Consider the following 26,064-nt stretch of genomic DNA (forward strand, 5'->3'; position numbering starts at 1 on the left):
GGCTGCAATTCCCGGTCCTCACTACTGGACCTTAATGTATAACACTTACTCCCTTGCGGCCGATCGGGCGCGTTCTCGAGAGGAATGACTGAGTGCCGCTTCCGCTATCCGGAACGCCAGAGCCATGATCGTCATCTGGGGATTGACGCCGGGCGCCTCAGGAATGACGCTGCCATCGGCGACAAAGAGGTTTTCGACGCCCCGCACACGTCCGTAACTGTCGACTGCACAAGCGTCCCGATGCTCGCCGGGTGGGCAGGTGGAAAACAGATGTATGGTCATCAGGTTGGTCGCTTTTTCAGGCAGAGGCTTGTTCCGGAATTCATCGACCTCATCAGGGTTTGTCCAGCCCTCGTGGCCCGATATACTTGGGATTACCTTCCGGGCACCGGCCGCAAACATCGCCTGTCCGAGGAGGGTGAGAACCTGGCCCAAAGAGATCCAGTCCTCAGGCGCGAGTTTGAAACTGACAAGCGGTTCATTAATACCGGGAAGAGGTCTCACTGAACCCACTCCGCGCGGTCGTATCATGCCGTAATAAGAGCCGCATAAACGCCAAGCCTGCATCAGGTCGCCGCGATTGGTCCAGTCTTCCGCAAGTGAAAGGCCAAAGACAGCAGGCGTGAACACCGACCCGCCTATGCGCTGCTCGGGCATGAATTCGGTAACGGCTGTTAGCGGAAGGCGCGACTGGTGCGCATCAACAGGTTCATCAAAAAGTGCCGTCGCTCTGATCGTCGGATGAATGCGCAGGGTATCGCCAATGCGTTTACGCAGGCCAGAACGACGCAAAAGCGCTGGCGTATGAATTGCTCCCGCGCAGACAAACACAAGTCCGGCTTTTACGCGCACGTGCACGCCCTGTCCGCCGGCGTCCTGCAACTGAGCGACGACCACTGCGGCACGTCCTTTCTCGATACAGATCTTGTCTACGCGCGTTCGCGCAAGCAGCCGCATGCCGCGATCCATCGACTTTGGGAGAAGGGTCACCGCCATCGACTGCTTGGCACCGTTCGGACAAATGAAAGAACACCGATTGGCGCCCTTGCAGTCACGCTGCCCCCGTTTTAGCTCCGAAACTTTCCAGCCAAGCGCTTCCCCACCCAGCCGCAGAATGTCGGTGGGACGCCCGAGTGGGCCGGGGGTCAGGCTCGCATTCACCGTTGTCTCCGCGCGACCATAATATTGCGACAGTTCGTCCGGGCTAAAATTCTCGATCTTGTAAAGCTTGCGCCATTGATCAAGGAGGTCGCTATCGGCGCGCTGGGCAATCGCGCTGTTAATTTCTGTCCCTCCCCCAACGCAGCGGCCCTCCGCATAAGCAATAGGGGGGCGGCCGATCGCCGCGGTTAATCCTCCGCCGCGCCAGGCTGCCGCGAATGCTTCACTCGCGAAAGGAGAAGCCGATGATGAGGGAACATGCCCACCTTCTTCAAGCATGATCACATATAAACCGGCAGCTGTAAGTACATCAGCAACGCTTGCACCGCCCGCGCCGGAACCGATTATCACCGCATCGGCTTCCAGTTGCAGTTCGCTGTTCAACGAAAACCCGCCCTTCATATTCAAGCCTATGAGGTTTGAGCAGGCCGTGCAGCCAACAGCTTTTCGGCTACCGGCGCTTCATCATAAAATGCAAGCAGCGTCATTGAGCGATAAAGGCGTATGACAGAACCGGCAGGACCGGGCATTCTTTGCAGGAGCCGATAAAATCTGTCTGTTCGGAGCGTGCGTGCCAAGGGGCCGCCTGCACCCGCTGAAATCAAGACAGTGCAGAGACCTATGACGATCGAAACGCTTTCGACCGCAAAGCGAATGTGAAATGGGGCAAGTGCGATGGCACGGGTCACACTGCTTGCGACTTCTGACACCACCGCTGGCCTTTCTTCCGCGTCGAGCAATGGCCATAAAGGTGTCAATGTTGCCACGATCACTCCATCGAATGCCAACTTAGCCTCCTCGCGCCAGAAAAATAATGCCCACCAGGACGAGGGCGACACCGATCCATTTGTGAAGGTGGAATGGTTCTCCAAAAAAATAATGTGACGCGATGATAAGCATCGCGAATCCGGAGCCTGCCAGAATCGGATAAGCGACTGATACCTCCAAGGAGTCCAGAGCCTTTGCAAACAGTAGAACGTTAATGCCATAAAATACTACCCCGCCGACAAAGCCGGGAGTGAGAAACGTATCGGCAAGTCCGGCGCTGGCAGGCAGTGAGGCCCGGCCCCATTTCAGCAATATATTGCCAATACAGGAATTCAGGCCCGCAGCAAAAACCAAGATTATCGGAACCGCGCTCATCCTGGGATCAGCCGCATTGCATAGGGAAGCAATGCCAGGAGCTGCTGTTTGACGGGCGCCTTATGACGTGACCCTCCGCCTTTTCCGAGAGAAGCCCTATTAGCCTGGTACCAATTATAGGTCTCGATCATCATCTGAGAATTAGAGTATTTCGGTGCATATCCAAGTTCCTTTTGCGCTTTGGAGATATCGAAATACATTGCTCTCCCATACATCAGCGAATGGTATGGCCCTAAGGGAGAGAGGCCGAGCGCGCTTGCCAGATTCGCTGCAAGGGCAGTCGGTCCCATCGGGATCGATTTGATTCGACTTCCGGTTTCGGCATGCTTGATTACCACTTGCAAAAGTTCACGCATCGTACCGAACTCGGCAGCACCAATATTGTATGTGGCAAACCCCTTTACATTCGAGGCTGCTATGCATGCCGATGCTAAATCATCCGAGTGCACGAACTGATATTTGTTATTACCCCCACCCAACACTGGAATATCGAGCCCCCGTTCAACCCAGTCAAAGAGAATCTGGACGACGCCTTGGCGGCCATATCCGAGAACTGTGCGAGGGCGCACAATCGCCACATCCAAACCATCACGCTGCATTGCTTCCTTACAGATAATTTCTCCTGCGAGTTTCGCGCGACCATAATCTTCCGCCGGGTTCGGTTCTGTTTCTTCTGTTACGGGGTTCGATTTCGGCGCACCGAAAACAGCGCTCGAGGACGTGTAGACGAACTTTTCGATCCCCGTCGCGACCGACTCGTCAACGATGATCTGAGTGCCTCCGCAGTTAACGGACCAGAATAGGTCTTTTTCCTTGGCTAGCGGTACCTGCGCAACGTTGTGGAACACCTTGTCTATCCCGGAAAGTGCTTGTCTGACCGCGTTTCGGTCGAGAATTGTGCCCTTGAGAAATTCAAGATTAGGATGACTGAAGCCGGGCGGATTCAGGTCGAACACGCGAACGTAGGTTCCTTGTCTAAGCAATTGCTTGCTTAACAGTTCCCCAAAATATCCGGAGCCGCCGGTAACGAGTGCTGTTTTCACTATCCTGCCTAGACAAATTACAAAGAGCCATGATCGAAGTCTTCGACTGGCGCACCCATCTTAAAGTCGGAATTTGCAAAGTCTTTCCATGTTCCGCTCCAGCCGAGCCTGATGTGTAACCGATGATCCAAGGAAGTTCTTCACCATTGCTTCGGAGTCTCCAGCGCGGCGGCGCAGTGTGTGTGTGTGTGGATGGCTATGCACGTGTCGTGCCAAGCTTGAAAATCGTTCCAAAGCAACGCGATCACTTCGGTGGCGTTATGTCTCGCCCCCCGAATGTCGGGAACTCGACAAATCCAGTGGAACAGTAGGCGCCCAGTCGATTTCGACACACGGACTGCGCTCGTGCCTTCGGAACCAGGGCACGAATTCCACGGTCTGGTCCGTTCCGATCGTCGCCAATGATCTCGACTGAAGCGCTGTGTCAGCTGGAGTGGCGCGCATAAGCCGATCCATCACACAAACATCCGCGGACCCGCTATCGCCAGTAAGGACAACGAAAGATGCTTGGGCGCCTAATCTCGAACGGGACTGGATTTCGCGCCCGGAAGCTCGCCGCACGCCTCAGGTTCGCCGGGCTACGCCATCAGGCCACTGCCGAAGCGAACACAGCCGGGATCGCGTTGTTCATGAGGCTTGATTGGCGGCGACTGGATCGATGCGCACGACTATCTGGCCCTCCGAGGACCGTCCGGCGTCGGAGAGAGCTGGTTGGCTTGCGCTCGGGCAGAAGGCCTGACGCGATGGTTGCGCCGTCCTTTACCGGTGCGGCGCAAGGCCGTTTGCCCAACTGACGCTTGCTCGTGGAGGGCGATATGCGCGCCTGCCGCGCACCATTTTCAGCTGTTGATCCTAAACGATCGGCGCCTCGAACCTCTCTTTTGATCAAGCGCAAAAAATAATCTCCTCGAGATCGTCGAAGGCCGTGACGGACACTGCTCCACCTTCACCGTCGGCTGGGCACACCACTGGTTCCCCGCTTTCGAGCAGGCCTCGAAGCTCGCGGCGAATAACGTCCTGCAGCATTTTTTCGGTCCGGCGGCAGTTACGCGAACTCACGAAGCGTCGAAACGCTCAAGCATCTTTTTGAGCTGAGCGTTCTGCAGATAAAGTTTTTGAGCCAGCAGACGTCGCAGCTCTTTGATTTCCTCGTCGAGGATGGCCACTTCGTTGAAGAAAGGATCCCCGGACGACGAGGTTTGTACGGTCTCAGCTTCATTTGTGGCGACAGCGCTCTGCGCAACCCCCTCGGCGCGCGCGTTGTTGGAGCGTTCTCGACGTCTGATCTCCGGCTTCTTTTGGGAATTTGCGCTTGTCTGGCTTTGCGGCCCCAGCCTCTTCCCAGCCGCATCCGATTGTTTGGTTTCACTTCGTGCAGGGGTTCCAGGCTCTTGAATGTCAGCTGTGAGGTTCATTTCCTGCAGGGGATTGGGGTCGCTTTCCAGCTGGTCCGATAACATCGACCCGCGATCAACCGCGGAATCGTGATCAGGAGTGCCAGAAGCTTGCGTTGGCTTGTCGAACGGAAGTGGCGACTTGTTTTCCGTTTCGCTTTCGATCACTTCGGGATCAGTGTCAGGCGCAATAAAATTCTCTTGCACGCTTGCCGATCGTCGTCGCGACGCCAATTGAGCAAGAAATTTCCACGGTGTCTTCATAATGTTCCTACCCTCGAAATCGTGGCCTGCGAACGCGCTGCAGGCATGTGCCTTTCCAATGCCCCTCAGCCGGGCATCGTAACGTGCCATCGTCGAATATCTCCCCTCCTCAACATGGACTGGGGGACATTGTCTCTACAAGCGCCTTTTTGCTGGTGATCGCGTGCCAGCATACACAGCCGCATTGCGGTATCGTCCCGGCGTGTGGACCTCGGCTCCGGACCGCCCCATGGAGTGCTTGGAGCATTCTGATCACTGGTTGTGAAGGGGAGCGCACCGCAAGCACTGCGAAGGTTGAAATGGTCCCCTCCATATGACGAAAGGAGGCGATGCAGATCCACCAGCCCGCTGGCGAGCTGGCGAAGACGCGAATTAAGGGAAAATTGACGCGCATCATCCCCAGAAGCTGCTCATGCGAGAGGACACTGATTTTGAGAAAGGCCATCAGAAGAGTGAACTCGCAGAGAGCTTGAGTTTACAATCCGTTCCTCGATGCAAGCGGCGCCCATTCGCCAGACAAATGGAAAATCCTGTTGCAGTGACGCTTCCGGCGGCCCGCGTAACGCGGCACGCACGCGGGCCAGGTACTCCGGCGAGGCAAAGGGTTTGGTGATGTAGTTGCGGGCGCCGCCGGTTTCGAGCCCGGTCACCTTGTCAGCCCGGATAGCGCTGTATAGCTGCAGAAACGGTCGAGACCCTAGATCTCGCGGAAAAGCCGCCGCGCGGTCCGGACGGGACAAGCCTTCACGCGTTCGCGAAGATAGGTCGCGAGCCGGTCGCCAAACATTGTGTTTTGCTTGCGTTGGCCATATTTCGGAGCCTCTAGCCCCCGCTCGACGTACTTGCGCGCATTCTTGCGATCCGTAGCCAATCTGTTTGGCGGCCGCTGACACCGATAGCCCTTGCCCGTGTAGATCCAGGATTATCGTCGTCTCCCCCAGCTTGATTGGCGAAATCCCCTCCCGACCATCGGGAGTAGTATCAGTGACGACGCGCCGAGGATACTCCGGACCCGCCTTGGAAGACCGGCTACGGCGCAAACTGGCGCAGATCCCGCCACGTTTGAGTTGTTCCAGTATCGAGAACCATTCTGCATATGTCCGTCAGGCCGACTTCCTAATCCTGCTCTTGAGAGTCTCACGCAGATGCGGTCGCGGCGTCTGGGAGAAGCAACAGTTCGACCCTCCGCCAAGTCCAATCGTGTAGTTCCAGGACTTCGAGAAATTGATCGGTAGTTCCGCTCGTCATTCATATCCGGGTCGGACCCAGCTCAAGTTACCGAGTTCCCGGCATCAGAGCACCTCTAGTCTAAAAGCGATCGCGAAAGAATTTCGCCTTCTCTCTTTCAGTTTAAGTCAACTTTCTCTATCGCCGTTCAGAAGATTGCGATAACTGTTTATTTGGATGGCAAAGATCCACGCCATGGATGAATGCGTATCAAGTCGGGTACGGTGGATGATGCTGGAGACATGGCGCATGAGAGCGCACACGGCCGCTGGGAGAGCTTGAAATGGCCGGGTCAAAGGAACCGGCGTTCCTCAGACAACTGAGCCTCGATTGTTTTGTCTGGTCGTCAATTATCGAGATCGGCCGAGCTTCCTTCAAGGAAGGAGTGAGGCGATTCTTGGGTGGCGACATCAGGCGCATCGCCAGCAGCACACAAGAGTACGCGGATTTCGTATCCTGGCATCCTGAAGCGGCGGCAAGTCTGGTTCGGCAGCCATAGAACGCTCGCGGATCAGCGTCCCTTATGGACTGGAAAGCGACGGCCTTCATAGGCGCTGGTGCAACCTCCCGGTCTAGCAGCCACCCTCCCGTCCAGCAAGAACAGCTGCTCCCTGAACAGGCGCAGGATCGATCGGGCCGTCTGGGAATCCCAGACGCATCTGCCACATGCGCCTGGAACACGTTCTTCATCATATCCAGCCAATTGTGATTTCGACATGGACGCCTCCCTTGGATAGCTCCCGCCGCATGGCCCGATTTCACCCGATCGAGAATACACACTCTCAAAGCTCAAAGCCTTGTTGAGAAAAGCCGCTGAACGATCCATCGAGAGCCTCTCAACGATCGGGCGACTACTCCAACTCTTCACTCCAGACGAATGCGATCAAGCCGAGCAGCCCCCAACACGCCCGCCCTTGGAGTGACCGGAACTGGCGGAACTTCCACAACCTCGATGCTTGGCATCCAAATAATCGATTTTACGAATTTTGCTTGATGCTGCATTAGAAAAGTATGACTTTCGAGCGAACTCAAGGGCCCACAAGTAGCAGTATTGACGGAGCCATCGTTGCCGGCGACCGCTTTCTCGGGAATTCGCGTGCATTCCACGCCTCCGGATTCGCCTCGCTCTCCCCACCCAGCAAAATCGTGCACAGTGTTTCGGAGCCAAATTTGACGCGGGTCAACAACTATCATTTATTGCACCGTGAGCTGGCGGAGGAGGACCCATGGCGGCTCGACGCCAATGCGTTCGAGCAGGAGCGACATTCGCAGATGCTTCGGTTGTCGTTTTCCCAAGGTCCTATCACCAACGCACTCGAAGTCGGGTGCGCGGCCGGCGCATTCACGGAAAACTGGCGCCTTATTGCAAGCGGCTGACTGTGATTGATGTGGTGCCGCGAGCGATTGCTCGAACGAGGCAACGGATGAAGGAATCGTCTCACATCAACTGGATAGTCGCTGACGTTCGACAGTTCTCGACTCAGCAGCTATTCGATCTGATCGTCGTGGCCGAAGTTCTTTATTATCTCGAGGATGTAGCCGCGATACGCACCGCCGTTCACAACCTGGTGAGCATGCTGGCGCCAAGTGGGCACATGGTTTTTGGATCCGCAATCGATGCTAATTGCCGGCGCTGGGGGCATGTGGCCGGTACGGAGACCGTCATCGCGATGTTGAACGAAACGTTGATCGAGGTGGAGCAGCTTTATTGCCGCGGCGCATCGGTCAATGAAGACTGCTTGCTTTCCCGTTTTCAGAAATCGACTACCTGATTTGGATAGAGACACTAAGCGCGTCTGTGGCATCAAGTTAACCCATGACGGGGCTATCGCCGTTGTCGAGGATGGAAGGCTCGTCTTCTGTACTGAGCAGGAGAAGCGGAATAACAATTCGCGCTATCAAGAAATCAACAATCTCGATGCTGTTGTGGCGGCTCTGGCGGAAAACGGGGTCAATGCAAGAGATGTTGATCAGTTTGTCATCGACGGCTGGGACGGTGAGGCCGAGTCGCGGTTCAAGGTCCTCAGTGGGGAGACTCCTGTTATCCTCAGAGGCGCGCCTTACGTTGAACGTCACGCCGAGGGACTTCTCGATTGGATCGGCGGCTCCGGCCTCACACTTGGTGATCGGGTTTTTAGCTACAGAAGCTATCCGCATGTGACGAGCCATGTCGCCTCTGCATACTGCACCAGCCCCTTTGCCAAATCCGGAGACCCTGCGCTTTGCCTGGTGTGGGACGGCTGCATATTTCCGCGGCTCTACCATGTGGAAGGCAAGCGAGCCAGCTTCGTCAAATCCTTGTTCCCGGTAACAGGTCAGGCCTACGCTGCCGCGGGCCACTACTTCGGCCCCTATAAGCAGACGAGCCGCGGGGGCTGGGACCTCGGCGTTGCCGGCAAACTGATGGCCTTTATCGCACCGGGATCAGTTCACGTACGCATCGTTGCTGTGTTCCAAAAGCTCTATCAAGAACACTTTGCCGGCGATACTGCGCTTGCCTGCGCCTTCCGTGCGAACATCAACAACTCGGAATCCTCACTTGCGGCCGTGCACGATTTTTTCGCTGCGAGCGCGCTCCAATTGGGGCAGAGGCGCCCGAAGACGTGCTTGCATCGTCTCATTTTTCCCTCGAACGTCTCCTCGTTGACGAAATGGCGAACGCCTTGCAGCACCATCCCCTGCCGGGAGCACGCAATCTGTGCATAGCTGGCGGCTGTGGACTCAATATTAAATGGAACAGTGCGCTGCGCGAGACAGGCCTGTTCGATTCGGTTTGGGTACCGCCCTTTCCTAATGACAGCGGCTCTGCGATTGGTGCAGCCTGCTGTGAAATAGTGGCCCAGCAAGGGTTCGTGCCATTAGACTGGTCAGTCTACAGCGGCCCGAGCATGCAAGCAGGCGAAGTACCAGCTGGGTGGCATGCTAGCCCGTGCAGCATCTCGGAAGTGGCCGCCATCCTCGCCAGCAACAAACCCGTGGTTTTCCTTTCCGGGCGCAGCGAGCTTGGACCACGGGCACTGGGAGGAAGAAGCATTCTGGCGGCTGCGACCTCGCCGGAAATGAAAGATCATCTTAACGAAATCAAATTCCGCGAACACTTCCGGCCAGTTGCGCCAATATGTCTGGAGGACCGTGCACCGGATATATTTAGTCCCGGAACGCCCGATCCATACATGTTGTTCGATCACCAGACGAAGATGCCGTGGCAGGACAAAGTTCCTGCAGTTGTACATCTTGACGGATCTGCGCGGCTGCAAACCATTTCTAGGAACTCTCAGCATAAGGTCGCCGAGGTACTTGTCGAATATGAAAAGCTCACGGGCATTCCGTTGCTTTGCAACACAAGTGCCAATTACCATGGGCGTGGCTTCTTCCCAAGTGCAGCCGCAGCCTGCGAGTGGGGCCGCGTTGAACACGTATGGTGCGACGGCATGCTATACAGGAAACCGTCCGCAACCGCGTGATCCTATCGGGCGCGGGCTTCGCGCAAGATACGTGTATGTCAACGCATAAGGTTGCTGCCCCACGGCGAAAGGTCACTCTTCCACTGGGGAGCAGCGAACTCCTGGATCGAATGTACAAGTTGAACTTCCGTTCGCCGTTTTCGATCTAACCAAACGCTCGTATATCATTGCGCAGGGCAGTTCCTATGAGCGCCCTTGGTACGAGCAGGCCTATGACGGTGGCTGGGGCGGTAAAAGGCTTGCCCGCGGTGCGCCGCTCCGCTGACAACCGAGATTGCAGCTCAAGCGCATTCCTCAGCCAGTCACAGGATAAATACGAACCCGTGAGCGACCGTTCTCTTCCAGCAACTCGGCCCTATAAGGCACGCCGCGGATGTTGATATATGTCGGGCGCCCGGCTTCCGGCATGAGGCGCTCGCTCTCTAGTGCACGGTCAAGGTAAGGTGGAAGCTTGCCTTGGACCGAACTGGTTTGGCAGTAGATTGATATCTACCAGTACGTCGATCACGACATTCTAGGCTGGTTCGGAGCCGTGGCGCCAATTCTCGCCAATGATAGGTCCGATATCCGGAAGCTCCTGAGGGGTCCCCGACGGCCTGATGAGCGACAGCGGTCTGGCGGAGGTGTCAATCGGCACTGAACTTTGACCCTTATTGGAGTGCGCCCTTGGGTGGACAGTCCGGGATGACGAATTGACCGGCCTACCAGGTTTTCGGAAAAATCCCCCGAGCTTGTTGACCAAACTGCCGCTGACGGCGCGGCTCTTCATACGCAGAAGCGCGGTTCTTCCACAAAGCAAGGCTGGGTGTCGACAATCCCGAGTCAACCCTATAGCGCGAACTCCCTGAAGTGCCGGATCCGACCGCGCCCGACGTCGTCCAACGCCGTTTCGCGGTTGCGACACACAGTGCCACTTCTCCTACAACGGCCTCCCAATGACCCCGAAAAAACCGGGCTGGCACAGCTCTTGCCCACACAGACTGGCACAGCTTTTGCTGAGAAGGGTGCGAAGCGGTTGATTTTAAACGCTTCCAATACGTTTATCGAGGCTTTCGAAGAGGCAAACCATGCTCACTACATTTCTGAACAACTTGATGATGGCGATGACTATGGTCACCATGACGGCTCCCGCCCAGCCCCAGATGACCACCGTCGCCACGGCGATTGATTCCAACCCCAACAAAGCTTCCAAGGACGCCTCCGATCCTCGCGCCTATCTGAACGAGATCGACGGCGACAAGGCGATGACCTGGGTCGAGGCGCATAACCTTTCGACCGTCGATAAGCTGTCGAAAGATCCGCGTTACAGCGAGTACCAGGCCGACGCTCTGAAGATCCTACAGGCGACCGACCGCATTGCTTCGCCCAGCTTCGCGCGCAACGGGATGATCGACAACTTCTGGCAGGACGGCACGCACGTGCAGGGCCTATGGCGGCGCACGACCTGGGAGTCCTACAGGTCCGGCAACCCGCAATGGCGCACAATTCTCGACGTCGATGCGCTATCCAAGGCCGAGGGCAAGACCTGGGTATTCGAAGGCGGGGACTGCCTGCCGCCCACGAGCAATCTCTGCCTCATCCGCCTGTCCGATGGCGGCAAGGATGCGGATGTGGTCCGCGAATTCGACATTGCCAAGGGTGAATTCGTTAAGGAAGGCTTCGTCCTACCCGAAGGCAAGCAGTCCGTGACCTGGGTGGACGAGAACACCATCTACGTGACCCGGGAATGGACGCCGGGTGAAGTGACCTCTTCCGGCTATGCCTACGTCACCAAGGTGGTAAAGCGCGGCCAGAGCTTGGATCAGGCGGTCGAGATTTTCCGCGGCCAAAAGAAGGACGTCTCGGCTGAGCGCGGCGTGCTACGCGACATCGATGGCAAGTATGTTATGGACACCTCGTATCGCGGCCTCGACTTCTTCAATACCGAACTAGCCTTTTACCCAAACGGCCACACCGATACGCGCAAGGTGGTCCTGCCCCTACCGACCACGGCCGTCTTTAGCAGCTACTACAAGGGCCAGGCAATCTATTGGTTGAAGTCGGACTGGACCTCGGCCAAAGGCACCGTCTTCCACAATGGTGCGATTATCGCTTTCGATCTCAAGGCGGCGCTCGCCGATCCAGCGCGCGTTGAACCGCTTGTGCTGTTCATGCCAAACGAGCATCAATCTGTCGCAGGCACTACCCAGACCAAAAATCGTCTCGTGCTGTCGATCCTATCGAATGTCACCAGCGAGGTGCGCAGCTTCGATTTCGGCAAGGGCGGCTGGTCGTCTTTCAAGCTGGCTCTGCCGGAAAATTCGACGCTGTCCCTGACGTCTAGCGACGATGAGAGCGATCAGTTGTTCGTCTTCTCAGAAGGGTTCCTCGAACCTTCAACTCTGTTTTGCGCCGATGCTGCAACCGGCCAAGTCGAGAAGATCACTTCGACCCCAGCACGCTTCGATGCCGGAGGCCTGCAAGCACAGCAGTTCTGGGCGACCTCGAAGGATGGAACGAAGGTTCCATACTTCCTCGTAGCGCGCAAGGACGTCAAGCTGGACGGCACGAACCCGACCATCCTCTATGCCTATGGCGGTTTCCAAATTCCAATGCAGCCCAGCTATTCGGCGGTGCTCGGCAAACTGTGGCTGGAAAAGGGTGGTGCCTACGCGCTCGCGAATATCCGCGGCGGCGGCGAATTCGGCCCGAAATGGCACGACGCCGGTTTGAAGACAAATCGTCAGCGCGTCTATGACGACTTCCAGGCCGTTGCGCAGGACCTGATCGCCAAGAAGGTTACTTCGACACCGCATCTCGGGATCATGGGGGGTTCGAACGGCGGCCTGCTCATGGGCGTGCAAATGATCCAGCGCCCCGACCTGTGGAACGCAGTCGTGATCCAGGTGCCGCTTCTCGACATGGTCAATTTCACCCGCATGTCGGCAGGAGCCTCCTGGCAAGCCGAATATGGCAGTCCCGACGATCCGGTTGAAGGCGCCTTCCTGCGCTCGATCTCGCCTTATCACAACGTCAAGGCGGGCGTAGCGTATCCGGAACCCTTCTTTGAGACTTCGACAAAGGATGACCGGGTCGGCCCAGTGCACGCGCGCAAGATGGCCGCGCTGTTCGAAGACATGGGCCTGCCCATCTACTATTATGAAAATATCGAGGGCGGTCACGCCGCCGCCGCCAACCTGCAGGAACACGCCCGCCGCTACGCCCTCGAATACATCTACATGTTTCAAAAACTCATGGATAATAAGTGAGTGCGTAAAGCCTTAGGCCATGTCGGGCAAATCTGAGCAAAATGAACCCAGTGGCGAGAACCGACGAAGGAGGCGAAGTTTCGCCTTTCTTCTCGCCCCACCGATGTACCTCCATGCCGCCCGCCAAAAATCAACCCTTAGTACCCTGGTCCCTGCCGTTGCCGCCGGCGTGGTTTCGAATCTGGGAATGAGCGAAACCCGTTCTTTGATCAGTCGAGTTTCCCCGGATCGACCTGCTCACATGCTTCCTATCTGGCAATGACGGTTATTAGTCCCAATCACGCCTCGGGTACGCGGCTCCTTCAGTGAAACGGTTGAGCGACCGGCCTTGAAAGATTTCTCGTCCGCTTCACTCGGAAACGAGTGAGACGTCGCGGCCGAGAAGCCTGGCGGAATGTCTACTCTGAGCCAGTGCTGGCCGGCTGGCATTCGCGCGTCAGCCAATCGGCAAAGGCGCGGGCGAGTCGCCGCTGGCTGCCGGATTTTGGATAGGCGAGATAGTGGCCGATATAGCGGTTGTCGCGACAGATCCGATGAAGAGGACGGACCAACTTGCCGCTTTCCAGCTCGCGCCTGGCCAACACATCGGACTCGAGCGCAATTCCGAGCCCGTTGACCGCAGCATCGACGGCAAGGAAGCTCCGGTCAAAACTCATCGATGGTGATGGTGGTGGTCCAAGGTCATTGGCTTCGAACCAGTCGATCCACTGGATGCGCTTGAGATCGCTTCGGATCAGCGGTTGGTGAAACAGGTCGCGCGGGGACTTGATTTGGTGCGCCAGATCCGGCGCGCAAAGCGGCAAGACGATTTCTTCAGAAAGCGGGATGACGATCAGGTCTTCACGATTGAGTGGCTCGCCGTAGACGATATCGGCATCGAAGAGCCCATCGACGAAGCGGGCGTAGTTGGTGCTGGCCGCCACCCGGACCTCTATGCCGGGATTCTCTTTCAAAAACTGCGGCAGACGGGGCGACAGCACCTGTGCCGCAAAGCTCGGCGCGCAGTGGAGCCGCAGCAATTGCGCCTTGTTGGATGAAATTTGTTCAACACCGCGCCGCAATTCTTCGAAGGCATTGGACGCATGATTGAGTAGTGTCTGCCCCGCGACAGTCAGCGAAACGCTGCGCGTCGTCCGTTCGAACAACGCCACCCCCAGATCCCGTTCCAGCCGCATAATCGCATGACTGACGGCACTCGGCGAGAGGTTCAACTCCTCCGCGGCTGCCCGGAACGAACCGAGTCGCGCGGCAGCTTCAAAAATGCGCATAGCGGAGAGTGACGTCGTCTGCAGCATGGGATTAGTGAATCAGATTCACCCACAGATGTAAAGTTGGCGTTTGAAGGACGGTGCGCGCTACGCCACAACTCTTCCACGAGGACAGGCAGAGGCCTGGAAGGAGACACCAGGCGCCGCATAGTCGGTGTCCAGGAGGAGAGAAAAGATGCTTTTGAAGGGAAAGACCGCCGTCATCTCTGGCGCGGCGAGCAAGCGTGGCATTGGCCGGGCAACGGCGGAGCTTTTTGCATCGCACGGCGCGCGGGTCGCCATTCTTGACATCAACGCCGATGAGGCAAAGGCTGCAGCGGGCGACCTGCCGCCGGTCGAACAAGGCGCGCATATCGGCCTACCCTGCGACGTGGCGGTTCGTACCTCCTGCGCATCCGCTGCAGATGATGTGCTGCACGCGTTCGGCGTGACGAACATCCTCGTCAACAATGCCGGCATCACCCAGCCGGTGAAGACCCTCGATATCTCTGACGCCGACTGGCAGCGCATCGTCGCCGTCAACATGACGGGCGTGCTCAATCTCAGTCAGGTCTTCATACCCAACATGCGTGCCAATGGCGGTGGATCGATCGCCTGCATGTCGTCGGTTTCCGCGCAGCGCGGCGGCGGCATTTTCGGCGGCCCACATTATTCGGCGGCCAAGGCCGGCGTGCTCGGCCTTGCCAAGGCCATGGCGCGAGAGTTCGGCCCCGACAACATTCGCGTCAATTGTGTGACACCAGGGCTCATCCAGACCGACATCACCGGTGACAAGCTGTCACCCGAAATGCGCTCCGACATCATCAAGGGCATTCCCCTCAGTCGCCTGGGCGACGCACGCGACGTGGCCAACATCTATCTCTTCCTCGCATCCGATCTTTCGGCCTACGTCACCGGCGCCGTCATCGACGTCAATGGCGGCATGCTGATCCATTGATCCACGAGAGCGCCTGAAAGGAAAGGAAAGCATGGCCCGGATCGGTCACAACGTCAGTCTTCCCGAGCGAGCGCGCCGCATTCGCCGCCACGCCCTGCGCATGGGCGAAGTTCAGGGCCAGGGCTACATCGCGCAGGCGCTCGGCATCGCCGATGTTCTCGCGGTCGCCTATTTCCATGCGACGACCTACCGGCCGGACGATCCGGAGTGGGAAGGTCGCGACCGTTTCCTATTGTCGATCGGCCATTATGCCATCGCACTCTATGCGGCCTTGATCGAGGCGAAGATCATTCCCGAAGATGAACTGGAAACCTATGGCGCCGATGACAGCCGCCTGCCGATGTCCGGCATGGCCGCCTACACGCCGGGCATGGAGATTACCGGAGGATCGCTGGGTCACGGCCTCGGCATTGCCGTCGGCATGTCGCTTGCGCTGAAGCGCAAAGGTTCACGGTCATTCGTCTACAACCTGTTTTCCGATGGCGAACTCGACGAGGGATCGACCTGGGAAGCGGCCATGTCTGCCGGGTCCTACAAGCTCGACAACCTGATCGGCATCGTTGACGTCAACCAGATGCAGGCGGACGGCCCGTCGCTCGGGGTGCTCAACTTCGAGCCCCTCGGTCCAAAGTTCGAGGCCTTCGGCTGGTTCGTCCAGCGCGTCGATGGCAACGACATCGATGCGCTCGTCGACGCTTTCGACAAGGCGCGCCAGCACCCGCATGCGCAGCCCAGAATCATCCTTTGCGATACAAAGATGGCCAAGGGCGTGCCCTTCCTGGAGGCGCGTGAGCGCAACCACTTCCTGCGCGTCGAACCGCAGGAATGGGCCGAGGCGATCCGGATCATCGACGCGGGAGTGACGGCATGAGACGCTCAAAATACGAACGCCCCGCCCATCTGATCGGCAATGCGGAGAGACCCCGACTTACCACGTCGGCGATGATCGCTTCCATTGCCGGCGCCGACCAGCCGACCCGTCCGGCGCCTCTCGGACACGCGCTTTCCGCCTTGGCGGAAAAGGACGACCGTGTCGTCGGTCTTTCGGCCGATCTCGCCAAATACACGGATCTGCATGTCTTCCGGGCGGCCCATCCCGATCGCTTCTACCAGATGGGAATGGCCGAGCAGTTGCTGATGATGTCGGCTGCCGGGATGGCACGGGAAGGGCTGCAGCCCTGGGTGACGACCTATGCCGTCTTCGCATCGCGCCGCGCCTATGACTTCATCTGCCTCGCGATCGCCGAGGAGATGCTTGACGTCAAGATCGTCTGCGCGCTGCCGGGACTGACCACAGGCTATGGCCCGAGCCATCAGGCGACCGAGGACATTGCCATGTTCCGCGGCATGCCGAACCTCACCATTATTGACCCTTGCGATGCCAGTGAGATCGAGCAGGCAGTACCGGCCATCGCCGCACATCGCGGTCCGGTCTATATGCGGCTCCTGCGCGGCAACGTTCCATTGGTGCTTGAGGAATACGGCTACCATTTCGAGCTAGGCAAGGCGAAGTTACTGCGGGACGGCAAGGACACGCTGATTATCTCCTCCGGTCTGATGACGATGCGGGCGCTCGAAGCGGCCAAGGAACTTCGCAAGAACGGCGTTGATGCCGGCGTTCTTCATGTTCCGACGATCAAGCCGCTTGACGAGGCAACGATCCTCGCCGAGTGCGCCAGGCAGCGACGGCTTGTGGTCGTGGCTGAGAACCACACCGTTATCGGTGGCCTTGGCGAAGCGGTCGCCGCCTCCCTGATGCGGTCCGCTGTGCGTCCCGCCGCTTTTCGGCAGATCGGACTGCCCGACGCCTTTCTGGAAGCGGGCGCCCTGCCGACCCTGCACGACATGTACGGCATATCGACCACGAAAATCGTGACCCGGATCAAGGAGTGGCTCGACGAGTGACGAAAACGGTCACCCGCGCTGGAGGAGCATGGGAGCCGCGACAGTTTCAAAGTGGAGGAGAGACAATGAAGTACGAGATAACCAGACGCCGCTTCCTGGCCGCGTCATCGGCCGTGCTCGCGGCCCCTGCGATCGTCACGATGGTTCGGCCCACACGGGCCGGCACGACACTGACCCTCGGCCATGGTGCCGCACCGGGGAATCCGCGAGCTGTCGCGGCTCAGAAATTTGCGGAACTGGTCGCGGAAAAAACGGCTGGTCGCGTGACCATCAATGTGGCCGGCGCGGAAACGCTCGGCACTGACTCGGCGATGCTGACGAGCCTGCGCACCGGTGCTCTCGATTTCACGGCCAACAGTCAGGGAGCGACGTCCGCGCTCGTTCCGGAGCTTGCCGCGCTCGGTCTTCCGTTCCTGTTCGAGAACACAGCGAAGGCGATGCAGGTTCTCGGTGGGCCCATTGGCGCCGAACTCGTCAAGCGCTTCGAAGCGGTCGGCGTGGTGCCGCTCGACTGGTGGGATAATGGCATTCGCCATCTCACCAATTCCAAGCGCAAGGTCGCAGCCCCCGCCGAGGTGAGCGGAATGAAGATCCGTACGCCCGCCGACCCGATGACCATGGATATCTTTCAGGCTCTCGGTGCGGCGACGGAGCAGATTGCCTTCGGCGAGCTCTACGTGGCTTTGCAGCAGGGCGTGGTCGATGGACAGGAAAACCCGCTCGCCAATATCGATAGCTCCAAGCTCTACGAGGTAAACAAGTACATCAGTCTCACCGGCCATAAATGGGAATCGACGCCGTTCCTGATGTCGCAGATTGCACAAGCCCGTCTAGGCGGCGATCTCGAGGCAGTGAAGGCGGCGGCCAAGGAAGCCGGCGAACTGCAGCGCAAGCTTTCCGCCGACAAGGACGCAGAAGTGTTGGCAGCCTTCAGGCGCATTTCCGCGATCGAAGTCACCGAGGTGGACCGCGAAGGCTTCGCCAACGCGACTGCTTCTGTTGCCGAGAGCTGGAAGAAGAAGCCCTTCGGGGATTTCGTCGCCCAGATCGAATCGGCAGCCAAAGGCTGAGGCCCAGCGCGGGAGCATCCCATGAAAAGCCTCTCAAAACTCGTAGAGCTGACAGCACGGGCCATCGTCTGGTTCGCGCGGCAGGTCGTCATATTCAGCGGCATCGCACTCATGGTCTTCATGACCGCGAATGTCGCTGCCCGCTACGTGCTGGCCGGCGGAGGCTTTCCATTCGCTCAGGAGCTACCGGTGCTGATTTTTCCCTGGTTCATCCTCGGCGGCATCGTGCTGGCGGCCCATTCCGGCGGCCATATGGCGGTCGAGTGGATCTACGACAAACTCCGGGATGGCGCACGTTCAACTGCATTTGTCGCCGCCAATCTTGTCAGCGCGGGAGCATTTCTGGTGCTCGGCTACCAGGCCTACCTTGTAGGCGAGATCGCCGGGATCGAACACAGCCCGGTCCTCCAATTGCCCAACAGCGTCGGGTATTTCGCCCTTGCCGTAGGATCCGTGCTGGTCGCGATCGTCACGCTCGCTGTCGTTCTGCGCGTGCTGCGCCTCGGTTGGGACCACCGGACGAATACCGAAAGCGGCGAGGTGGCGCTATGACGATCGTGATGGTCATTGTCTTCTGCGCACTGATGATGCTGGCAGTGCCGGTCGGTTACGCCCTGATTATCGCCGCCGGCGTCGCGGTCCTGTTCAACGGCTATCTGCCGCTTTCGATTGTGGCGCAGCAGATTTATGACCAGACCCAATCCTTTCCGATGCTCGCGCTGCCGTTCTTCATGCTGGCCGGCACGCTGATGCTTGGCGGTGAGCTCGGCCGGCAGCTGCTGGAGCTGGCATCGCATGCGATGCAGCGCTGGCGGGGCGGACCCCTGTCGACCACCGTCGTTTCTTCCGTCGTGTTTGGCGGCGTCTCCGGTTCCGCCGTGGCGAATGCCAGCGCCCTCGGATCCGTTCTTATCCCGTGGCAGAAAAAGCACGGCTTTCCGCCCGCGCTCTGCGCGGCCAACAACGCGACCTCGGCGGTCATCGACGTTCTGATACCGCCGTCGATTCCCATGATCCTCTTCTCCCTGGTAAGCGGCGTCAGTGTCGCCAACCTCTTCGTCGCGGGCATCTTGCCGGGCATCCTGATGGCCGCGAGCTTTGTCTTCGTCTGCTGGTTCGTTTCGGTGAGGCGCGGCTACGCCTCGCAGCCCTCGCAGACCAGCAGGCGGCAGCTCGCCACGCTCGCACTGAAGAGCCTGCCCGCGGTGCTGCTGCCGGTGCTGATCATCCTATTCCTGCGGTTTGGCCTGGCCACGCCCACGGAAGTCGCGGTGCTCTCGGTCGTCTATTCGCTCGCACTCAGCCTTCTTTACTACCGCGACCTGACATGGAAGCGATTCTGCGACAACGTGGTCGAGGCCGGCATGGCCACCGGCGTGGTCATGCTGGTCATCATGGGCAGTGCCGCCGTGGGTTGGGTCTTGACCTTCGACCAGGCGCCGCAGCAGATGGCGGATTGGGTCGCCGCCAACATCTCGAGCCCGATCGTCATCATCTTGATGATGAACATCCTGATGCTGATCGTCGGCATGCCGCTCGATATGCCGCCCGCCATCCTGCTGCTCGGACCCATCTTCGTTCCCCTTGCCGACACGATCGGTCTGGACCGGGTCCAGCTTGGGCTGATGATGGTGATCAATCTTGGGATCGGGCTCTACACCCCCCCGATCGGCACGACGCTCTTCATCTCCTCGTCGATCGCCAAATCACCACTCGGCGAGACCACCCGTGAACTCTGGCCCTTCTTTGCCATGGCGATGACGCTCCTTCTTGCGGTGAGCTTCATCCCGGCGCTCACGCTCTACTGAGGACAGGACTATGACCGACGCCAGCAAAAACATCGTCTCGGTCCGATCACTTACCAAGTCGTATGGTGCGACAGTCGTGCTCAAAGGCGTGGATTTTTCGGTAGCGCGCGGCGAAATACACGCGCTCCTCGGCGGCAACGGTGCCGGCAAATCGACGCTCATCCGCGTCATCACAACGGCGGCAAAGGATGGTGGCGAACTCGTCTTCCGGGATATGGCCGGCAACATCCTCACCGAAGCGGACGGTCGCCGCAAGGTTGCAGTCGTCCACCAGGAACTCGCGCTTCTTCCCCACCTGACGGTTGCTGAGAACATAGCACTGCCTCATTTCCGCAAGGGCTCGCGCGTTTACGATGGAAGGACGGCCGCCAGCCAGGCCTATGCCGCCCTTTCGATGATTGATCGGGACTTTGCGGGTACCGCGCTGAACCGTCTCGTCGGCGACCTCAGCCTCCATGAGGGACAGATGGTGGAGATCGCGCGAGCGCTGTCGTCGGGGCCGAACTTATCCTCCTGGACGAGCCGACCGCCAATCTGACCGCGGCCGAGACGGAGCGGCTGTTCGGGGTTCTGAGAAAATTGACACGGGAAAATGGCCTCTCGGTCGTCTTTGTCTCGCATCGCATGGAGGAAATCCGCCAGATCGCCCATGTTTGCTCGATTATCCGGGACGGAAGAACCGTGGTGGGGAACGTGCCGACGGCAGAGCTGTCGGATCTCGCCATCATCGAGCATATGGGGCAGGCGCAAGCCACGGCCGTTGCCCGTTCCGCTCGGCCGGCACCGGTGGCGTCTCTGTCCGATGAACCGCTGACGATCGCGGAAAAAGGGTTTTCCGTAACGCTCCAGCCTGGGACCATTCTCGGTGTTGCCGGCGCTCCTGCGGGCCCGCCGCCGTCGTGATCGGCGGCGCGAGCCTGTTCGGCGGCACCGGAACGGCTATCGGTGCGGTTCTTGGAGCCCTGATGATCACGGTCATCCAGAACGGCGTCAATCTCATCGGCATCAACAGTTTTTGGCAGGGGTCGGTTACGGGCATCGCCATCCTGATCGCGGTCCTGATTGATCGCTTCAGCAAATCGCGGCGCGGTGCCGTGTAATCCGTCCTGGGGGAGACCTGGACATCAAGAGGAGGAAGAAGGCATGAAGAAGAAACTGAACGGGTGGCTCGCCATGGCAGCGGGTGCCGCGCTGGTGGCGTTGTCGAGCGTCTCGCATGCGGAGGATAAGAAAACGGTCGCCTATCTCGCGCCGTCGCTCGACATTTCCTACTGGCAGTGGGTCGGCTTCGGCGTGAAGCAGAAAGCGGAAGAGGCTTGGTATGGACTATGTCGAGTTCACGTCGGAGAACTCGCCCGCCAAGCAGATGGACAATGCACGGACCGCCGTGACCAAGGGCGTCGACGCGATCGTCATCGGTCCGGTGAACTCGACCAGCACCCCGCCTTTGCTCGCCTATCTGAAATCCCAGAACATCCCGATTGCCTTTGCCGGTATCGGCCCACAACCCGGCCAGACGGACTACATCCTCGGTTACTGCAAACAACTACGAAACCGGTAAAGCCCAAGGCAGCTTCGTCTGCGCACTCGCGAAGGAGCGCGAAGGAAAAAAGGTCGGCATGCTGTCCCTTCCACAGGATCGCGAAAATGCCCAGAAGTATCTGCAGGGCGCGCAAGAAGGCCGTAGATCGCCTTGATATCCGGATGGGCGGTCAGCATGTCATTGGCTTGCGATGTATGACGAGGCGGGTACCGGCGCGGCGAAGGTGCTCGAGACCCGCGGCCTGACCGGAAAGATCGGCATCGCGGTCGCAGACGGCAGCCCGACGACCATCGCGCTCCTGAAAGCCAACGCCATCCAGGGCATCTTCTTCCAGGAAGCGGTAGGTCAGGGTATTGACGGCACGCAGCAGGTGTTCAACGCCCTGACCGATGCGCCGGTTGAGAAGGACCTTGCGCTTGTGATGCCGCTTGTGACGGCGGACAAGATCGATACGCCGGAAGCGAAGGCCGTCATCGCACGCGTTTTCCCGTCCAGTAATTGACAAGAGACACGCGGGAACGGCGTCGCTTGCCGTTTCCGCAATCCGGTGGAGATACCATGTCCGACATTGCCATCATTGATCCCCATTTTCACCTCTGGGATCTGGAGACCAACTACTATCCCTGGCTTTCCGACGGGGTGAAGCCGTCCGCCTTCGGCGACTACACAGCCATCAACAAAACCTATCTGGTCGGGGATTTTCTCGCTGACGCGAAGAACCGGAACCTTGTCAAGGCGGTCCACCTTGATGTCGGTTTCGACCCCCAAGAACCCCGCCGGCGAGACCAAATGGCTGCAGGGCGTTGCGGACAAGCATGGTTTCCCCCACGGCATCGTCGGTTATGCCGACTTCCGTAGACCCGATGTCGGCGACTTGCTCGACGAGCATATGCAATACGCAAACTTCCGCGGTATCCGCCAGTCGATGAACTATCATACGGATAGCGCCAAGACCTACCTGACCCAGCCGGAGGTCAGCCGTACATTCGAATGGCGGCGAGGCTTCAAGGAACTGGCTCGCCGCGGACTGAGCTACGACCTTCAGCTCTACTATTGGCAGATGGAGGAATTTCTGGAACTCGCCCGCGATTTCCCCGACGTACAAATCATTCTCAATCACACTGGTATGCAGGTCGACGGGCCGTCGCATTTCGAAGGCTGGCGCGAAGCGATGAACACGCTTGCGCAGGCGCCGAATGTCGCCTGCAAGATCTCTGGCCTCGGCATGGGGAACTGGAACTGGACCAGCGAGAGCATCCGCCCATATGTCGAGGAGGCGATTGCCGCCTTCGGGGTCGACAGGGCGATGTTCGCCTCGAATTTCCCCGTCGATAAGCTGTTCTCAAGTTACGACGCCATTTGGAATGCCTTCAAGAAGATCACCGTGGGCTTCTCGGTCTCAGAACGCTCGGCACTGTTCCACGACAACGCGGCCACATTTTACCGAGTATAACGCTGGGACTGAGGCTTACGCTTCCGCAGCGGTGCTACAGGCTTCGCCCGTGCCCGGCGACTGCGTTGATTCGGCAAAGGGGTAGACCGCTACAGTGATCGCCACATTCTGACGATTACAAAACCACATCCGAATTGTGAGGGCGGCCTAAAGATCGTCAGGGATTCAGCGCACTGCTGAGATCATGCAACCCGGCCGTCAGCATCGTGGGGTCGGACGGCGAAGGCAGGAAGCCGATCGCCTCTAGAACGCTCGCGCTCACTGGAAATCGCATGCAACAGCACACCGCGAATGCCGAGGATTTCAAAAGCATGGAGCAGGCGCAGGCCTGCGTCGTGCACCAATGCCCTACGGATGCCGCGACCCTAATAGGAGGGTCGACTGCGAGGCGGCCGAGGACGGCACCCGGAACCGGGTCAGGCATTTGCGCCGGAAACCGCCAGCCGCTTCCGGCTGCTTTACCGCACCGGAAGCGAGTGCGCAGTAGGCGATGACGCGGTTGCCCTCGCAGGCAACGAAGTGCGCGACGAGCAGCGCCTCCTCGGCGCGACGCTCAGAGACCTCCGGCATGAAATTAGTGCGTGTCTTCCCAAGCAGCTCGGCAGCGCGGGCGATCAGGTTGCGGACCGCAGGCTTGATGCGCATATTCAGCGGCACGCTTGCGTCCAGGACTTTTTTCGCGTGCGCGATTGGCACGCGGCTTTTTTACACTGCGCGGCGAGGCTCGTCAGCTTCTCGGCAGCTTGCCAGCGTAGCGTGCCGCCGGGATCTGCGGAGATGAGACTAGCATGGACAATTTTTCGCCAACCAAACTGGCGCTTCGATGCAGGTGCAACATGCCCACCCCGACGATCAGCAAGCTGGCCAGGCGCAAGCCGCCTTTGAGCTGCACTTGCGGGCGCGAGAAAGGCTACCGTCGTCGATGAGGCCGCACGTGAGGCGCCGCCCCTCAGCGGCCTAAAGATATCCGGAGCATCATAAGGGAGGCAGTCCAGGCAGAAACGGCGCGGCGGAATCTGAGCCCGCACGCCGCCCAGGCTTATACTGCGCTTCATAGAATTTGAGGACGGGACGAAAACTCAGCCTGCCACCAAAATTGCCACTCAATTTCGTAATCCCGAGCGGTAAATTTCATTGGCGATACGCCTTCTCGGGCATAAATTTTCCCGACCGGGAAATTTCCCTCGACAGGGCGGCCGATATGATGCTACTTTCCCGAGCGGGAAAACAAAAAAATGGCGAAGCGCATCAAAACTCCAGCCGATATCGGCGCTCTAGTCCGCATCGTGCGCAAGGAGCAAAACTTGCGGCAGGATGAGCTTGCGGGCGTTGCCGGCGTTGGCCTCCGGTTCATTGTCGATCTCGAAGCGGGCAAACCGACAGCTCAGATAGGAAAAGTGTTGCAGGTTTTGCAAACACTCGGCTGTTCGATCGATATTCTGGCTCCTGGTGAACGTAGAAAATGACGGTAAGGGTTCTCAACGTCTGGTGGGATGGTCGCATTGTCGGGCAATTCACCCAGGACAGGCACGGTGATATCGGCTTTGCCTACAGCGAAGCTTGGCTTGACGACGAAAACACGCTTCCGCTGTCTGCCTCCCTCCCGAAGCGCGCAGAACCTTTTTCTCGTCGTGAATGCCGACCATTTTTCGGCGGCCTGTTGCCCGAGGAAAGCCAACGTCTTGTGACAGCGCAGGCATTGGGCGTTTCACCTGCGAACGACTTTGCGCTCCTTGATCGCTTGGGCGGCGACGTCGCCGGCGCACTTCAGCTTTTGCCGGAAGATCAGGAGCCCATAGAGGCAGGGCCGCTTCCAGACCAGCAGCCGACACCTCTGGATGAGGCCGGAATCGTTCGGATACTGGACGCACTTCCGACGCGGCCGCTATTGGCCGGCCAGGAAGGCTTGAGGCTATCGCTAGCCGGCGCGCAGTCCAAGGTGCCGCTTGTTTTGATTGACGGCGAGCTCGCGCTTCCAGTTTCCGGACAAGCAACAACACATATTCTGAAACCACCAATCGCGCGCTTTCCAGGGACAACCGAAAACGAAGCATTCGTGATGAGACTCGCTGCAGCGATCGGCCTCGACGTTGCACCAGTCGAACCGAGGTCTGCGAATGGGCGCCCTTTTCTTGTGGTCGAGCGATACGATCGCTATCGCGATGCCGACGGTGTGGTTCACCGCATCCACCAGGAAGACTTTTGCCAAGCACTTGGTGTGCCGCCTGAAACGAAATACGCCAGCGAGGGCGGGCCGACATTCAAGGACTGCTTTGAGCTGTTGCGGCGAGTATCAGCGCGGCCCGCTACAGATGTGTTGAAGCTGCTGGACGCCGCGATCTTCAACCTGGTTGTCGGAAATGCCGATGCCCACGGCAAGAATTTCTCGATCCTCTACGACGATCAGGGACCGAAAATGGCCCCGCTGTACGATCTGCTTTCTACGGTCGCCTATCCAGACCTTTCACCGAAAATGGCCATGAGGATCGGGAAAAGGGTCACGCTTGCCGAGATGGACGCTGATGGGTGGCAGACTTTTGCAAAGGAAGCTGGAGTTGGCTTACCTTTGGTGCGCCGCCGAATTACAAACTTGGTCGACTCCACCGCTGAAGCCGTAGCGAGAGTATTGGAAGACATCTCAGACCTCTACATCGATTCAGCTAGGATAAATCACTTTGCGGACTCGGTTGCAGGCCGCGCCAAACTCGTCAGGTTGTCGATTTAGCCGCTGTCTTCCACGTCTGGATCGGGCACAAGAATAGGCCATGGCTTTCCGGAGGCGAGATCGGGATGCCGCGGCTCGGTGGTCTTTTTTCCGCTGCAAGACGCCGATGTTGAAGGAAGGTAAATCAACTATGATCATGAATGCGTGACGATGAGGGCCGTGCCATTGCCAGGATCGCGGTTCGAAGTTGATCAAGTCCGAATTCCTCTTTGAGCTGCTGATGGGCCTGTTAGCAACTCCGTCAGGACTTGATTGTGGCAGCTAACGTGCGCAGGTCTGCCTTGGCGGGTAGGTGAGCAACATAGTATTTCTTCTCCCCCTGCGTCCGACGCTCGCCGATAAGTCAGGCTTCGACGCGGAGATGCTGCAAGAACATAGGCGACGTGTCGTACCGGACACAAGGAGTAACAC

At 58.6% G+C, this 26,064-nt stretch carries 18 protein-coding genes and 6 pseudogenes; 16 read left to right on the forward strand and 8 right to left on the reverse strand.

Annotated elements, in window-relative coordinates:
* Positions 1 to 45: 45 nt before the first annotated feature.
* The 5 genes from SS05631_RS29530 to SS05631_RS29555 form a co-directional block, all read right to left on the reverse strand.
* Positions 46 to 1,545 carry a GMC family oxidoreductase gene (locus tag SS05631_RS29530; protein WP_244412397.1) on the reverse strand — a complete coding sequence of 500 codons (1,500 nt, stop codon included), beginning with the start codon at positions 1,543 to 1,545 and terminating at the stop codon, positions 46 to 48.
* A 26-nt stretch (positions 1,546 to 1,571) separates the two neighbouring features.
* Entirely contained in the window at positions 1,572 to 1,949 is a 378-nt protein-coding gene (locus SS05631_RS29535) for a hypothetical protein (RefSeq protein WP_244412395.1), read from the reverse strand.
* 1 nt (position 1,950) lies between these two features.
* Entirely contained in the window at positions 1,951 to 2,304 is a 354-nt protein-coding gene (locus SS05631_RS29540; protein ID WP_037426505.1) for an SMR family transporter, read from the reverse strand.
* Positions 2,301 to 3,347: an NAD-dependent epimerase/dehydratase family protein gene (locus SS05631_RS29545; RefSeq protein WP_037426503.1), complete on the reverse strand. Its 1,047-nt coding sequence runs from the start codon at positions 3,345 to 3,347 to the stop codon at positions 2,301 to 2,303. The genes SS05631_RS29540 and SS05631_RS29545 overlap by 4 nt, the downstream gene beginning before the upstream one ends.
* A 1,055-nt stretch (positions 3,348 to 4,402) precedes the next feature.
* Positions 4,403 to 5,095 carry a hypothetical protein gene (locus SS05631_RS29555; RefSeq protein WP_050988412.1) on the reverse strand — a complete coding sequence of 231 codons (693 nt, stop codon included), beginning with the start codon at positions 5,093 to 5,095 and terminating at the stop codon, positions 4,403 to 4,405.
* Positions 5,096 to 7,375: 2,280 nt separating this feature from the next.
* Here SS05631_RS29555 and nodS point away from each other — a divergent pair.
* The 3 genes and pseudogenes from nodS to SS05631_RS29585 all read left to right on the forward strand — a co-directional run bounded on the left by nodS (position 7,376) and on the right by SS05631_RS29585 (position 12,944).
* Positions 7,376 to 8,004 (forward strand): annotated as a pseudogene (nodS, locus tag SS05631_RS29570) (nodulation methyltransferase NodS).
* 1 nt (position 8,005) lies between these two features.
* Positions 8,006 to 9,696, forward strand: a pseudogene (gene nodU / locus SS05631_RS29575) (nodulation protein NodU).
* 1,067 nt (positions 9,697 to 10,763) lie between these two features.
* Positions 10,764 to 12,944 (forward strand): prolyl oligopeptidase family serine peptidase, encoded by a 2,181-nt coding sequence (locus SS05631_RS29585; RefSeq protein ID WP_037426499.1) that lies wholly within the window; start codon positions 10,764 to 10,766, stop codon positions 12,942 to 12,944.
* Between the two features lie 398 nt (positions 12,945 to 13,342).
* On the opposite strand, the gene SS05631_RS29590 is transcribed toward SS05631_RS29585, so the two are convergent.
* The gene (locus tag SS05631_RS29590; RefSeq protein WP_010875267.1) at positions 13,343 to 14,239 is read right to left on the reverse strand and encodes a LysR substrate-binding domain-containing protein; all 897 of its coding nucleotides are present in this window, start codon (positions 14,237 to 14,239) and stop codon (positions 13,343 to 13,345) included.
* A gap of 148 nt (positions 14,240 to 14,387) precedes the next feature.
* Between SS05631_RS29590 and SS05631_RS29595 the strand changes: the two genes are divergently transcribed.
* The 11 genes and pseudogenes from SS05631_RS29595 to SS05631_RS29640 all read left to right on the forward strand — a co-directional run bounded on the left by SS05631_RS29595 (position 14,388) and on the right by SS05631_RS29640 (position 22,928).
* The gene (locus tag SS05631_RS29595; RefSeq protein WP_037426496.1) at positions 14,388 to 15,149 is read left to right on the forward strand and encodes an SDR family NAD(P)-dependent oxidoreductase; all 762 of its coding nucleotides are present in this window, start codon (positions 14,388 to 14,390) and stop codon (positions 15,147 to 15,149) included.
* 31 nt (positions 15,150 to 15,180) lie between these two features.
* On the forward strand, positions 15,181 to 16,020 hold the full coding sequence (locus SS05631_RS29600) for a transketolase (RefSeq protein WP_037426494.1): 840 nt from the start codon (positions 15,181 to 15,183) through the stop codon (positions 16,018 to 16,020).
* The gene (locus tag SS05631_RS29605; protein ID WP_050988411.1) at positions 16,017 to 17,054 is read left to right on the forward strand and encodes a transketolase family protein; all 1,038 of its coding nucleotides are present in this window, start codon (positions 16,017 to 16,019) and stop codon (positions 17,052 to 17,054) included. Before SS05631_RS29600 ends, SS05631_RS29605 begins: the two co-directional genes overlap by 4 nt.
* A 65-nt stretch (positions 17,055 to 17,119) precedes the next feature.
* Entirely contained in the window at positions 17,120 to 18,124 is a 1,005-nt protein-coding gene (locus tag SS05631_RS29610) for a TRAP transporter substrate-binding protein (RefSeq protein WP_037426490.1), read from the forward strand.
* A 21-nt stretch (positions 18,125 to 18,145) separates the two neighbouring features.
* Entirely contained in the window at positions 18,146 to 18,676 is a 531-nt protein-coding gene (locus tag SS05631_RS29615) for a TRAP transporter small permease (RefSeq protein WP_037426488.1), read from the forward strand.
* Entirely contained in the window at positions 18,673 to 19,932 is a 1,260-nt protein-coding gene (locus tag SS05631_RS29620) for a TRAP transporter large permease subunit (protein ID WP_095678161.1), read from the forward strand. Before SS05631_RS29615 ends, SS05631_RS29620 begins: the two co-directional genes overlap by 4 nt.
* A gap of 10 nt (positions 19,933 to 19,942) precedes the next feature.
* Positions 19,943 to 20,470 carry an ATP-binding cassette domain-containing protein gene (locus SS05631_RS32370; RefSeq protein WP_244412471.1) on the forward strand — a complete coding sequence of 176 codons (528 nt, stop codon included), beginning with the start codon at positions 19,943 to 19,945 and terminating at the stop codon, positions 20,468 to 20,470.
* Between the two features lie 41 nt (positions 20,471 to 20,511).
* Complete coding sequence (locus tag SS05631_RS32375) at positions 20,512 to 20,835, forward strand: hypothetical protein (protein ID WP_240533549.1); 324 nt, start codon at positions 20,512 to 20,514, stop codon at positions 20,833 to 20,835.
* A pseudogene (locus SS05631_RS29630) lies at positions 20,823 to 21,032 on the forward strand (ABC transporter permease); the annotation flags it as partial. The gene SS05631_RS32375 and the pseudogene SS05631_RS29630, both read left to right, overlap by 13 nt.
* Before the next feature lie 43 nt (positions 21,033 to 21,075).
* A pseudogene (locus SS05631_RS29635) lies at positions 21,076 to 21,977 on the forward strand (substrate-binding domain-containing protein).
* Positions 21,978 to 22,033: 56 nt separating this feature from the next.
* Positions 22,034 to 22,928 (forward strand): annotated as a pseudogene (locus SS05631_RS29640) (amidohydrolase).
* Positions 22,929 to 23,276: 348 nt separating this feature from the next.
* On the opposite strand, the gene SS05631_RS29645 reads toward SS05631_RS29640, so the two are convergent.
* On the reverse strand, positions 23,277 to 23,624 hold the full coding sequence (locus SS05631_RS29645; protein WP_162109205.1) for a DUF1778 domain-containing protein: 348 nt from the start codon (positions 23,622 to 23,624) through the stop codon (positions 23,277 to 23,279).
* A gap of 539 nt (positions 23,625 to 24,163) precedes the next feature.
* Here SS05631_RS29645 and SS05631_RS29650 point away from each other — a divergent pair.
* Both SS05631_RS29650 and SS05631_RS29655 read left to right on the forward strand, forming a co-directional pair.
* Positions 24,164 to 24,394: a type II toxin-antitoxin system Y4mF family antitoxin gene (locus SS05631_RS29650; RefSeq protein ID WP_010875278.1), complete on the forward strand. Its 231-nt coding sequence runs from the start codon at positions 24,164 to 24,166 to the stop codon at positions 24,392 to 24,394.
* Complete coding sequence (locus tag SS05631_RS29655; RefSeq protein WP_037427543.1) at positions 24,391 to 25,653, forward strand: type II toxin-antitoxin system HipA family toxin; 1,263 nt, start codon at positions 24,391 to 24,393, stop codon at positions 25,651 to 25,653. Before SS05631_RS29650 ends, SS05631_RS29655 begins: the two co-directional genes overlap by 4 nt.
* Here SS05631_RS29655 and SS05631_RS32380 read toward each other — a convergent pair.
* Positions 25,585 to 26,020, reverse strand: a pseudogene (locus tag SS05631_RS32380) (hypothetical protein); the annotation flags it as partial. The gene SS05631_RS29655 and the pseudogene SS05631_RS32380 overlap by 69 nt on opposite strands.
* Positions 26,021 to 26,064 lie beyond the last annotated feature (44 nt).

Origin of the sequence: Sinorhizobium sp. CCBAU 05631 (assembly GCF_002288505.1) — a bacterium.
Classification (GTDB): Bacteria; Pseudomonadota; Alphaproteobacteria; order Rhizobiales; family Rhizobiaceae; genus Sinorhizobium; species Sinorhizobium fredii_C.

Excerpts from the sequence above, each read along its gene's own strand:
- SS05631_RS29540 (WP_037426505.1), bottom strand. The coding sequence starts at position 2,304 with ATGAGCGCGGTTCCGATAATCTTGGTTTTTGCTGCGGGCCTGAATTCC.
- SS05631_RS29555 (WP_050988412.1), bottom strand. The coding sequence starts at position 5,095 with ATGGCACGTTACGATGCCCGGCTGAGGGGCATTGGAAAGGCACATGCC.
- SS05631_RS29585 (WP_037426499.1), top strand. The coding sequence starts at position 10,764 with ATGCTCACTACATTTCTGAACAACTTGATGATGGCGATGACTATGGTC.
- SS05631_RS29590 (WP_010875267.1), bottom strand. The coding sequence starts at position 14,239 with ATGCTGCAGACGACGTCACTCTCCGCTATGCGCATTTTTGAAGCTGCC.
- SS05631_RS29595 (WP_037426496.1), top strand. The coding sequence starts at position 14,388 with ATGCTTTTGAAGGGAAAGACCGCCGTCATCTCTGGCGCGGCGAGCAAG.
- SS05631_RS29600 (WP_037426494.1), top strand. The coding sequence starts at position 15,181 with ATGGCCCGGATCGGTCACAACGTCAGTCTTCCCGAGCGAGCGCGCCGC.
- SS05631_RS29605 (WP_050988411.1), top strand. The coding sequence starts at position 16,017 with ATGAGACGCTCAAAATACGAACGCCCCGCCCATCTGATCGGCAATGCG.
- SS05631_RS29610 (WP_037426490.1), top strand. The coding sequence starts at position 17,120 with ATGAAGTACGAGATAACCAGACGCCGCTTCCTGGCCGCGTCATCGGCC.
- SS05631_RS29615 (WP_037426488.1), top strand. The coding sequence starts at position 18,146 with ATGAAAAGCCTCTCAAAACTCGTAGAGCTGACAGCACGGGCCATCGTC.
- SS05631_RS29620 (WP_095678161.1), top strand. The coding sequence starts at position 18,673 with ATGACGATCGTGATGGTCATTGTCTTCTGCGCACTGATGATGCTGGCA.
- SS05631_RS32370 (WP_244412471.1), top strand. The coding sequence starts at position 19,943 with ATGACCGACGCCAGCAAAAACATCGTCTCGGTCCGATCACTTACCAAG.
- SS05631_RS29650 (WP_010875278.1), top strand. The coding sequence starts at position 24,164 with ATGGCGAAGCGCATCAAAACTCCAGCCGATATCGGCGCTCTAGTCCGC.
- SS05631_RS29655 (WP_037427543.1), top strand. The coding sequence starts at position 24,391 with ATGACGGTAAGGGTTCTCAACGTCTGGTGGGATGGTCGCATTGTCGGG.